Origin of the sequence: Streptomyces sp. SID5643 (genome assembly GCF_009872555.1) — a bacterium.
GTDB classification, from domain to species: domain Bacteria; phylum Actinomycetota; class Actinomycetes; order Streptomycetales; family Streptomycetaceae; genus Streptomyces; species Streptomyces iakyrus.
On sequence record NZ_WWIC01000128.1, the window covers coordinates 1 to 11453 of the forward strand.

Here is an 11453-nt window from a genome sequence, read left to right on the forward strand (position 1 = left end):
AGGGGCGCGGGGAACTGCGCGACAAGCCACGACGCACCGGCACACGAGAAACTCACCCACGAAGCCGGGACATGGACGGATCGAACAACGGCTCCTCAGCCACAACCGCCTCGACGGACTGGTCGAAGTACCCGATCTGCAGAACCGTCCCCGGAGCGGCCAGCTCCACCGGCAACCACGCATAGGCAATGCCCTTGCCGATCGTGTAGCCGTACGCCGCACTGGTGACGTACCCCACCGCACGGTCCCCGTCGTACACCGGCTCCTTGCCCATGACGACGGCCTCGGGGTCGTCGATCGTGAGACAGGTCAGCTTCCGCCGGACCTCGGCCTTGCGCCGCTCCAGCGCCGCCTTCCCCACGAAGTCGTCCTTGTCGGGCTTCACGGCGAAGCCGACGCCGGCCTCGTACGGGTCGTGCTCGTACGTCATGTCCGTGCCGAAGGACCGGTAGCCCTTCTCCAGGCGGAGACTGTTGAACGCGCCCCGCCCGGCCACGATCCCGCCCAGCGGCTCGGCCGCCCGCCACAGCGTGTCCCACAGCTTCAGACCCAGGTCCGCGGTGGTGTACAGCTCCCAGCCGAGCTCACCGACGTACGACAGCCGCATCGCGGTGACCGGCACGGAGCCGATGTGGGCGCGCTTGGCGCGGAAGTACTTCAGGCCGGTCGCCGAGAAGTCGGCGTCGGTGAGCGGCTGGAGGACGTCGCGGGCGCGCGGCCCCCACAGGCCGATGCAGCAGGTGCCGGGGGTGATGTCACGCACCTGGACCGTGCCGTCGGCGGGGAGGTGCCGGGTGAACCAGTCGAGGTCCAGGTTGCCGTTGGCGCCGACCTGGAAGAGGTCGGGAGCCAGCCGGGCGACGGTGACGTCGCTGCGGATGCCGCCGTCGTGGTCGAGGAGCAGCGTGTACGTCACCGAGCCGACGGACTTGGCGACCTTGCCGGTGCACAGCCGCTCCAGGAACTCACCGGCGCCGCGCCCGCTGACCTCCAGCCGCTTGAGGGCCGTCATGTCGTACATCGCCACGGTCTCGCGGGTGGTCTGGGCCTCGGCGGCGACGACGGGCGACCAGTACCGCGCGGCCCAGTCGTTGGGGGTGACGATGGAGCGGCCTTCGACCAGCCCGGCGTTGGCCTCGTACCACTGGGGCCGCTCCCAGCCGTTCGCCTCCAGGAAGAAGGCGCCCAGCTCCTGCTGGCGGGTGTGGAACGGGCTGGTGCGGATCGGGCGCGGGTCCCCCGACGGCTGGAGGGGGTGGAGGATGTCGTAGACCTCCACGAAGTTCCGGCAGTCGCGGGCCAGCACGTACTCCGGTGAGAGCTGGTGCGGCTCGAAGCGGTTGACGTCGCACTCGTGCAGGTCGAAGGAGGAGCAGTAGCCGTCGACCAGCCATTCGGCCATGGCCCGCCCGACGCCGGCGGAATGCGTGACCCAGACGGCCTCGGCGACCCAGAAGCCCTTGACGTCCGGGGATTCGCCCAGCAGGGGCAGGCCGTCGGTGGTGAAGGAGAACAGGCCGTTGATGCCTTCCTCGACCTTGGCGTCCTTCGTCGCCGGGAGCAGTGACTGCGTCTCGGTCCAGGCCCTCTCGAAGTCCTCCTCGGTGAACTTCAGGACGGACGGCATCTCGTCGGCCTCGTCCACGGAGAGGATGTCGTCGGCGGACACCGGCATCGGGCGGTGGCCGTAGTAGCCGATGCCCAGCCGGTCGAAGCGGTCGCGATAGTAGAGGTCGGCGTCCTGGTGGCGCAGGATCGGGCGGACCGCCTCCTGCGTCTGCCCGGCCAGGGCCGGGACGGGGCCCGTCCAGGCGAGCTGGTGGGCGAGCGGGGTGAGCGGGAGGCTCATGCCGGCCATGCGGGCGATCTTCGGGCCCCAGATGCCGGCGCAGCAGACGACGATGTCGGCGGGGATCTCGCCCTGGTCGGTCAGGACGCCGGTCACCTCTCCCTCGGCCTGCTGGACGTCGAGGACTTCGTGGCGGGCGAGGAAGCGGACGCCGCGCTCTGTGGCCCGGCGGATCTGCGCCTCGACGGCGAGGACCGCCTTGGCGAGGCCGTCCGTCGGCACGTGGAGGCCTGCGAGGACCTTGTCCGGGTCGACGAGGGGGTGCTGTGCGACGCAGTCCTCGGTGTTCAGCAGCCGGGACTCGATGCCCCAGGAGGCGAGCCAGCCGTGGCGCCGCCGGAGTTCGGTGACGCGCTCCGGGGTGGTGGCCACCTCCAGGCCGCCGACCTGGAGGAAGCAGGGCTGCCCGTCGACGTCGAGGGAGCGGAACTTCTCGACGGTGTAACGGGCCATCTCCGTCATGGTCTTGGAGGGGTTGGTCTGGAAGACCAGGCCCGGGGCGTGCGACGACGAACCCCCGGTGGCGGGCAGTGGGCCCTGGTCGACCACGGTCACTTCGGTCCAGCCGCGCGCGGAGATCTCGTCGGCGAGCGCCGCCCCCACGACCCCCGCTCCGATGATGACCACCCGGGGTCCCGCCATCGCCGCACCTCCGACGTTGAAAGCGATCCAGTTGCTGTCTACGCAACAGGATTCAGGTTGCGCAACTCAATGTGCCCGCCGCACATCGGCGTGTCAAGAGGTCCGCGACGCCGGAAAACACCCGTCCACGGCGGGGCGGAAACCATGCAAAACGACGAGGCCCGGCAGGCTGACGACACAGCCTGCCGGGCCCTCCGGCCGGACTCACACGGGCGTTCCCGCGCGCTACTTGATCCAGGCGTCGACCTTGCCGCGGTTGGCCTCGACCCACTTCTTCGCCGCCGCCTCGGGCGCCATCTTGTCCACCGCGATGTACTTCGCCACGGTGTTCTGGTCCTCGTTCGTCCAGGTGAAGTTCTTCACCAGGTCATAGGCCGGACTGCCCGACTTGGCGAACTTCGCGCTGACGATCTTGTCGAGCTCGTACACGGGGTAGTCACAGGCGACCTTCTCCGCGTCGGCGTCGCAGCCCTCCTTGTACTCGGGCAGGCTGACCTTCTTCAGCGGCACCTCGGACATGAACCACTGCGGCTCGTAGAAGTAGCCGATCACCCATTCCTTGTTCTTCTCGGCGTTGCGGTAGGCCTGGATGAGCGCGGTCTCGCTGCCCGCGTACACCACCTTGAAGTCCAGCTTGAGGTTCTTCACCAGCGCCTCGTCGTTGGTGACGAACGACGGGTCGCCGTCGAGGAGCTGCCCCTTGCCGCCCGACTCCGAGGTCTTGAACTTCGACGCGTACTTGTCGAGGTTCTTCCAGTCGGTGATGTCCGGGTGCGCCTTCGCCAGCCACGGCGGCACGTACCAGCCGATGAGGCCCTTGTTGCCGGTCGGGCCGGCGTCGACGGCCGTCTTCTGATCGGTGATGTACTTCTTCTTCAGGTCGTCGTGGCCCCAGTTCTCCACGACGGCGTCGACCTCGCCGGTGCCGAAGCCCTGCCAGGCGATCTCCTCCTTGAGGTCCTTCTGCTCGACCTTGCAGCCGAGGTCGTGCTCGGCGACGTAGGCGAGGACCGCCGCGTTCGCCTCGTAGCCCACCCACGGGTTGATGGCGAGGTTGAAGGTGCCGCACTTGCCCGAGCTGCCCGAGCCGGCCGCGCTGTCGTCGCCGACCTTCGCGCCCCCGCAGGCCGTGAGGGTGAGGCCGAGGACGGCCAGGCCGGCCGCGCCGGCTCTGAAGTGTCGTGCCATGGTGAGGTGCTCCTTATGCTCCGGCGCGGCGAGCCGCCGCCTGAGTGATCCGGTCGAACATGACTCCGAGCAGGACGATGGCGAGTCCGGCCGCCAGTCCCTTGCCGTACAACTGGCCCTGCGAGAACCCGGCCACGACGTCGTAGCCGAGGGCGCCCGCTCCCACCAGGCCGCCCACGACGACCATCGACAGCACGTAGATCAGGCCCTGGTTGGTCGCGAGCGTCAGGGCGCCGCGTGACATCGGCAGCTGGACCTTGGTGATGATCTGCCAGGCGTTGCATCCGGTGGACATCGCCGCCTCGACGGTGGTCCCGGGCACGGCCCGCACCCCGTCGGCGATGATCTTGATGGCGACGGGTGCCGCGTAGACGATCGCGGCGACGATCGCCGTGAACCGTGTCGCGCCGAACAGCGCGAGGAACGGCACCAGATAGACGAACGGCGGCATGACCTGGGCCGCGTCCAGGGACGGCCTGAGCAGCCGGTCGACGAGCGCGCTGCGTCCCATCCACACCCCGAGGACGACGCCGAGCAGCATCACGAGCACGGTCGCCACCGCGGTGGAGGCCAGGGTCGTCATGGCGTCCGACCACACGCCGGTGGCGATGAGCAGCCCCACGCACACGGCGGTGGTGGCCCCGGCACGCCATCCGCCGAGCACCGTGCCGAGTGCGACGAGGGCGGCGCCGACGAGCCACCACGGGGAGTCGGTCAGCAGGGTCTGGAAGGGGTTCAGCAGGCCGTTGGTGAGGACGTCGCGGAAGGCGTTGGTCAGGCCCGACAGGTTGTCCTGTGCCCAGGTGGTCGCGTCGGTGGCCGCCTTGGCGATGGTGCTGCCGGTGCCGCCCTCGCCGGGGAACTCGGCCGCCCACAGGTACGTGTGCGACAGGTACACCAGTACCGCGGCCGCCACTCCCCCGGCCACCAGCAGGTGCCGCCGCCACCTGAGGAAGGGACTGTCCGAACCCCGTGCCGTGTCGGCCCGTCCGCTCGCGGCGGTGGTGACCCGGTCGAGCACGATGGCCATGACGACGATGGCCAGTCCCGCGTTGAACGCCGTGCCGACGTCCAGCGACTGCAGGGCCTGGACGACGGTCGCTCCGAGGCCGGGCGCGTTGATCAGGGCCGCGATGGTCACCATGGCCAGGGCGGCCATGATGGTCTGGTTGACGCCCATCACCACGGTCCGTTTGGACATCGGCAGCAGGACCTTCAGCAGCGTCTGGCGCCGCGTCGCGCCCATCGAGTCCGCCGCCTCGACGGTGGTCCCGGGAACCGAGCGGATGGCGTGGGCGGTGATGCGGATCGCGGGCGGCGCCGCGTAGATGGCCGTCGCGATGGTGGCGGAGGCCGGACCGATCAGGAAGAACAGGGTCAGGGGTGCCAGGTAGACGAAGGTCGGCATCGTCTGCATGAAGTCCAGGAACGGCGTCACGATCCGGTTGAACCGGTCGGACAGCCCGGCCCACACGCCCAGGGGAAGGGCGAACAGCAGGGCCACGAAAACCGCCGAGAGGGTCAGCGCCAGCGTGTCCATGCTCTCCTGCCAGAGGCCCTGGAGGCCGAGGAAGGTGAAGCCGGCGACGGCGAGCAGCGCGACCCGCCAGTTGCCCACGGCCCAGGAGACGTAGCCGACGATGCCCACGACTCCGAGCCAGCCGATCTGCGGCACCGGACGGCCCGCGGTCGGCTGCGAGATCAGCTCCTGGACGAAGGTCACCAGGGTGTCGATGACCAGGCGGATCTCGTTGAAGAAGTAGAGGAAGAGCGGGTTGGAGTTGCGGTTCGCGCCGATGGAGTCGTTGACGTCGTTGAACCAACGGTGCAGGTCGGTCAGATCGGCCGCGGCGAGGGACAGGGTGTGCTTGCCGCGCAGCACGGCGAAGAGGACGAGCCAGACGACCAGGATCCCGGCGACGATCACCGAGCGGCTGACCGTGGGCGCGCGCCGGGCGGGAGCGGGCGGCTCCCCGGCCCCGGTTCTCTCCGGCCTTTCCGTCTTCTGTACGGCGACGGTCATCAGGCGTCGCCTTCCTGTCCGGCGACCACCGCGAGGATCTCGTCATCGCCGACGATGCCGAGCAGCTTGCCGTTCTCGACGACCTTGACCGGCTTGTCGGCCGCGAGCACCGCCCGTGTGGCCTCCTTGACCACGACGTCCGGGCCCAGCTCGGGGCCGTCCAGGGGGTCGTCGGGCTCCGCCGGGCGCATGATCCACCGCAGGGTCAGCACGTCACCGCGGGGCACGTCCCTGACGAAGTCGCGTACGTAGTCGTCAGCGGGGGCGCCGACCAGTTCGTCGCCGGTGCCGCACTGGACCATCCTGCCGTCGCGCATGATGAGGATGCGGTCGCCCAGCCGCAGCGCTTCGGACAGGTCGTGGGTGATGAACACCATCGTCTTGCCGACCTCGTGGTGCAGACGGACGACCTCGTTCTGCATGTCCCGGCGGATCAGCGGGTCGAGCGCCGAGAACGGTTCGTCGAAGAGCAGGACGTCGGGGTCGCCGGCCAGGGCGCGGGCGAGACCCACGCGCTGTTGCATGCCGCCGGACAACTGGTCGGGGTAGGAGCTCTCGTAGCCCGAGAGGCCGACGAGTTCGACGACCTCCAGCGCGCGCCTGGTGCGCTCGGCCCTGCTCATGCCGCGGATCTCCAGGCCGAAGGCCACGTTGTCGACGACCCGGCGGTGCGGCAGCAGCCCGAAGTGCTGGAAGACCATGGAGAACTTGCTGCGGCGCAGCTCGCGCAGGCGGCTCGCGTCCGCGTCGCGGATGTCCTCGCCCTCGAAGAGGATCTCGCCGGCGGTGGGTTCGATGAGCCGCGTCAGACAGCGCACCAAGGTGGACTTACCGGAGCCGGACAGGCCCATCACGACGAACACCTCGCCGGGGGCGACCTCGAAGTTCACGTCACGCACGGCGGCCGTGCATCCGGTGCGGTCCATCAGTTCGCGGCGGGTGAGTCCGCGCAGTTCCTCGGAGCCGGGGACCTGGGCCGCCTTGGGCCCGAACACCTTCCACAGGTCGCGTACGGAGATGACCGGGGTGGGTGCCGAGTCCTGGGGGGTGTCGCGCCGCCGCGACGCCTCGGTCGTTGCTGGGGTCATGCTCGACCTCTTTCGGCGTTCAGCCGCGGAACCAGTGCTGCGGCCGGGGTTGGATGTTCTGCCAGATGTGTTTGGGCTCCCGGTACTCGTCCAGGCCGGTCGGTCCCAGCTCCCGGCCCACGCCGGAATGCCCGAACCCGCCCCATTCCGCCTGCGGCACATAGGGGTGGTAGTCGTTGATCCACACCGTGCCGTGGCGCAGTCGGCGGGCGACCCGCTGGGCCTTGCCGGCGTCCTGCGTCCAGACGGCTCCGGCGAGTCCGTACGCGGTGTCGTTGGCGATGCGTACGGCGTCGTCCTCGTCGGTGAAGCGCTCCACGGTGAGGACCGGCCCGAAGGACTCCTCGTGCACCACGCTCATGTACTGACCGCACGCGTCGAGCACGGTCGGCGGGTAGTAGTGGCCGCCGGCCAGGGCCGGGTCGCCGGGGCGTTCGCCGCCGCAGCGCAGGACGGCGCCCTCCGCGAGTCCAGCCGCGACGTACGCCTCGACCTTCGCCAGGTGCTGGGCGGAGATCAGCGGGCCGGTGTCGGCCTGCGGGTCGAACGGGCCGCCGAGGCGGATCAGCCGGGCGCGGCGGACCACCTCGTCGACGAACCGGTCGTGCAGCGCGTCCTCGACGATCAGCCGGGCGCCGGCCGAGCAGACCTGGCCCGAATGCAGGAAGACGGCCGTGAGCGCGAAGTCCACGGCCGTCTCGAAGTCGGCGTCGGCGAAGACGACGTTGGGGTTCTTGCCGCCGAGCTCCAGCGCGACCTTCTTCACGGTCGCGGCGGCGGTGGCCATGATGCGTCTTCCGGTGTCCAGGCCGCCGGTGAAGGAGACCATGTCGACGGCGGGGTCCTCGGCGAGCGGTGCTCCCACCTCGGGCCCCGGCCCCAGGACGAGGTTGGCGGCGCCGTCCGGAAGTCCGGCCTCCGCCAGGGCCTTCATCAGCAGGATCGAGGTGGAGGGGGTGAGTTCGCTGGGCTTGAGCACGATGGTGTTGCCGGCGAGGAGGGCCGGGGCGACCTTCCAGCTCGCCTGGAGCAGCGGGTAGTTCCAGGGGGTGATCAGGGCGCACACGCCGATCGGTTCGTACACGACGCGGCTGACGGCGTCGTCGCGACCGGTGTCGATCACGCGGCCGGCGTCGGTGCCGCCGAGGCCGCCGTAGTAGCGGAAGCAGGAGACGACGTCGGCGATGTCGTACTCGCTCTCCACCAGCCGCTTGCCGGTGTCCAGCGATTCGGCGCGGGCGAACGCGTCGGCGTCGCGTTCGAGGATGTCGGCGGTGCGCAGCAGGAGCGCGCCGCGCTCGCGCTCGGGGGTGCGCGGCCAGGGCCCCTCGTCGAAGGCCCGGCGGGCCGCGGCGATGGCCGCCTCGGCGTCGGGGCGGGTGCCTTCGGACACGGTCACGGAGAGTGTGCCGTCTGCGGGGCAGCGGATGTCCCGGTGGCCTCCGGCCACGGGATCCCGCCATTTTCCGTCCACGTACAGGTCTGCCACGTCGGGGCCCTTCGAGCGAATCGCGTTGCGCATCGCGCACCGCATTGCTTGTGGTGGAACACTCTGGAGAAGGCGGGAACCCACGTCAAGGGGTTGGCCGGTGACGGTTCTGCCAAGGAGGCAACCCATAGAACCCGACGCCGACCAGCCCGGACCACCGGATTTCCGGGCCGGTCGGCTGTCTGAAAACAGTGGGTTACGCGGATGCTTCGCGGTGCCGGTAGTACGCGGCCCCGGACGGCGGCAGCGGATCCCTGCCGAGGATGAGGTCGGCCGCCTTCTCCGCGATCATCATCACCGGGGCGTAGATGTTGCCGTTGGTGATGTAGGGCATCACGGACGCGTCGACGACCCGCAGTCCCTCCACGCCGTGCACGCGCAGGTCGGCCGGGTCCACGACGGCCATGTCGTCGGTGCCCATCTTGCAGGTGCAGGAGGGATGCAGCGCGGTCTCGGCGTCTTCGGCGACCCAGGCGAGGATCTCCTCGTCACTCTCCACGGACGGGCCGGGCGAGATCTCCCCGGCGTTGTACGGGGCCATGGCGGGCTGGTTGAGCAGTCTGCGCGCGACCCTGACGGCCTCGACCCACTCGCGGCGGTCCTGCTCGGTGGAGAGGTAGTTGAAGCGCAGCGCGGGATGCTCGGCGGGGTCCTTGCTCTTGATCTTCACCGAGCCGACGGCGTCGGAGTACATGGGTCCGACGTGCACCTGGTAGCCGTGTCCGCCGGCCGGGACGGAGCCGTCGTAGCGGACCGCGACGGGCAGGAAGTGGAACATCAGGTTGGGGTAGTCCACGTCGTCGTTGCCGCGAACGAAGCCGCCCGCCTCGAAGTGGTTGGTCGCGGCCGGCCCCGTACGGAAGAGCCACTGGAGGCCGATGAAGGGGGCCCGCCACTTCGCGAGGTAGGGCTGCATGGAGACGGGCTGCTTGCAGCCGTACTGGATGTACACCTCCAGGTGGTCCTGGAGGTTCTCGCCGACGCCCGGCAGATCGTGTACGACGTCCACGCCCAGCGCCGCGAGCTCCTTGGCGTTGCCGACGCCGGAGAGCTGGAGGAGTTGCGGGGAGTTGATCGCGCCTCCGCAGAGGATGACCTCCCCGGCCCGCACCTGCTGGGGCCTGCCGCGGCCGCGCCGGTACTCGACGCCGACGGCTCGCTTGCCCTCGAAGAGGACGCGGGTGACCAGGGCACGCGTGGTGACGGTCAGGTTGGGCCGCTTGCGCACGGGCTTGAGGTAGGCCTTGGCGGCCGACAGCCGGCGCCCGCGGTGGACGTTGCGGTCGAACCTGGCGAAACCTTCCTGCCGGTAGCCGTTCACGTCGTCGGTGGGGGCGTGCCCCGCCTCCTCGGTGGCCTTGAGGAAGGCCTCGAAGAGCGGGTTGGTGCCGGGGCCCCGTTCGAGGACGAGGGGGCCGTCGTGACCCCGGAACTCGTCGTCCGGGTCGGCGGCCAGACAGTTCTCCATCCGCCGGAAGTACGGCAGACAGTGCGCGTAGTCCCAGTTCTCCATGCCGGGGTCGGCCGCCCAGCGCTCGTAGTCCATGGGGTTGCCGCGCTGGAAGATCATGCCGTTGATGCTGCTGGAGCCGCCCAGGACCTTACCCCGCGCGTGGTAGACGCGCCGGCCGCCCATGTGGGGCTCGGGTTCGGACTCGTACTTCCAGTCGTAGAAGCGACTGCCGATCGGGTAGGTCAGTGCCGCGGGCATGTGGATGAAGACGTCCCACGGGTAGTCGGGCCTGCCCGCCTCCAGAACCAGAACCCGGTTGCCGGGATCCGCGGAGAGCCGGTTGGCCAGTGCACTGCCGGCCGATCCACCACCGACGATGACGAAGTCGTACTGCAAGTCAGCCATGAGGCCTCGTCTCGCTCGCGCCGTAGAGAATGCGCGGCATGCTAGTACCGGTATCTCTATGCGCACCAGGTTGCGGACAACGCAACTTCTGGTTTTCTCGTGAAGGCCGTGACCTGCACCGCTGTCGGCTATGTTAATCGCCCGTATAGTTGCGTCGTGAGCAACTACCATCCAGATACCGAAACGACAAGTGCGCCGACCGGCGGAGTTCAGTCCGTCGATCGAGCCATCACCGTGCTGGAGATCCTGGCCCGGCGCGGCGAGGCGGGCGTCAGCGAGGTAGCAGCCGAGATCGACGTCCACAAGTCCACCGCGTTCCGGCTGCTGGGCGCTCTGGAGGTGCGCGGTCTGGTCGAGCAGGCGGGTGAGCGCGGCAAGTACCGCCTCGGTTTCGGCATCGTCCGTCTCGCCGGCGCGGTCACCGGGCGCATCGACATCACCCAGCAGAGCCGCCCGGTCTGCGAGCGTCTCGCCGAGGAGATCGGCGAGACGGTGAACCTCGCCGTGATGCAGGAGAAGTACGCGATCAACCTGTACCAGGTGCGCGGTCCGGGCGCCGTCACGGCGTTCAACTGGGTCGGCCAGCTGACGCCGCTGCACGCCACCTCCAGCGGCAAGATCCTGCTGGCCCACATGCCGGCGAAGGAACGTGCCGCGCTGCTGTCGGACGCGGGACTGAAGAAGATGACGCCGCGCACCCTGACGGCGAAGACGAAGCTGGAGAAGAACCTGGCCGAGGCGCTGGAGCGCGGCTACTCCTGGACGCTGGAGGAGTTCGAGGCGGGACTGCACGCCATGGCGGCCCCGGTCCGCAACCGGGACGGCGAGGTCATCGCGGCGATCAGCGCCTCGGGGCCGGCGTACCGGCTCACCGAGGAGCGGATGCACGACCTCGCTCCGGTGCTGGTCAAGGGCGCGGACGAGATCAGCCACCGGATGGGCTACCTGGGCTGAGCCTGCCGCGCCGCCTGTACCGGCCGCCCCTCGCGGTTGGGGGCCGGGAGCCGGGACACGGGGAGCCGTCGTTACCGCGGCCGCCCCGAGCCCAGGCGCTCCTGGACGAAGGTGTGGAACGCGCCGATATGGTGCTCGCTGGGCACGAGGACCCCGCCCTTGGCGTAGAGCCGGGAGCTCATCGCGGGCTGGCAGCGCTCGCACGCGTCGAAGTCCTGCCGGTTGACCCGGTCGAAGAGCTCCACGGACCGGCTGACGTCCTTGCCGCTCTCGACGACGTGTTTGAGGTAGAGCCAGTCACACTCGACGATGGTGCGGTCCGCGGCGACCGGGTACATCCGGTGGAAGATCACGTGGTCGGG

Annotated in this window: 8 protein-coding genes; 1 reads left to right on the top strand and 7 read right to left on the bottom strand. The window is 69.6% G+C overall.

Going from position 1 to position 11453, the window contains the following annotated elements:
• Nucleotides 1-52 precede the first annotated feature (52 nt).
• The 6 genes from GTY56_RS16155 to betA form a co-directional block, all read right to left on the bottom strand.
• On the bottom strand, nt 53-2491 hold the full coding sequence (locus GTY56_RS16155) for a GcvT family protein (RefSeq protein WP_161366082.1): 2439 nt from the start codon (nt 2489-2491) through the stop codon (nt 53-55).
• Nucleotides 2492-2716: 225 nt separating this feature from the next.
• Nucleotides 2717-3679 (bottom strand): ABC transporter substrate-binding protein, encoded by a 963-nt coding sequence (locus tag GTY56_RS16160; protein WP_161366083.1) that lies wholly within the window; start codon nt 3677-3679, stop codon nt 2717-2719.
• A gap of 13 nt (nt 3680-3692) precedes the next feature.
• Nucleotides 3693-5702 (bottom strand): ABC transporter permease, encoded by a 2010-nt coding sequence (locus tag GTY56_RS16165; protein ID WP_161366084.1) that lies wholly within the window; start codon nt 5700-5702, stop codon nt 3693-3695.
• Complete coding sequence (locus GTY56_RS16170; protein WP_161366085.1) at nt 5702-6790, bottom strand: quaternary amine ABC transporter ATP-binding protein; 1089 nt, start codon at nt 6788-6790, stop codon at nt 5702-5704. The genes GTY56_RS16165 and GTY56_RS16170 overlap by 1 nt, the downstream gene beginning before the upstream one ends.
• A 19-nt stretch (nt 6791-6809) precedes the next feature.
• Complete coding sequence (locus GTY56_RS16175; RefSeq protein WP_161366088.1) at nt 6810-8279, bottom strand: aldehyde dehydrogenase family protein; 1470 nt, start codon at nt 8277-8279, stop codon at nt 6810-6812.
• Between the two features lie 196 nt (nt 8280-8475).
• On the bottom strand, nt 8476-10137 hold the full coding sequence (gene betA, locus GTY56_RS16180) for a choline dehydrogenase (RefSeq protein WP_161366086.1): 1662 nt from the start codon (nt 10135-10137) through the stop codon (nt 8476-8478).
• 156 nt (nt 10138-10293) lie between these two features.
• On the opposite strand from betA, the gene GTY56_RS16185 reads away from it, so the two are divergent.
• The gene (locus GTY56_RS16185; protein ID WP_161366087.1) at nt 10294-11091 is read left to right on the top strand and encodes an IclR family transcriptional regulator domain-containing protein; all 798 of its coding nucleotides are present in this window, start codon (nt 10294-10296) and stop codon (nt 11089-11091) included.
• A gap of 71 nt (nt 11092-11162) precedes the next feature.
• Here GTY56_RS16185 and GTY56_RS16190 read toward each other — a convergent pair.
• On the bottom strand, nt 11163-11453 hold a 291-nt coding region (locus GTY56_RS16190), incomplete at its 5' end, for an SRPBCC family protein (protein WP_272923372.1).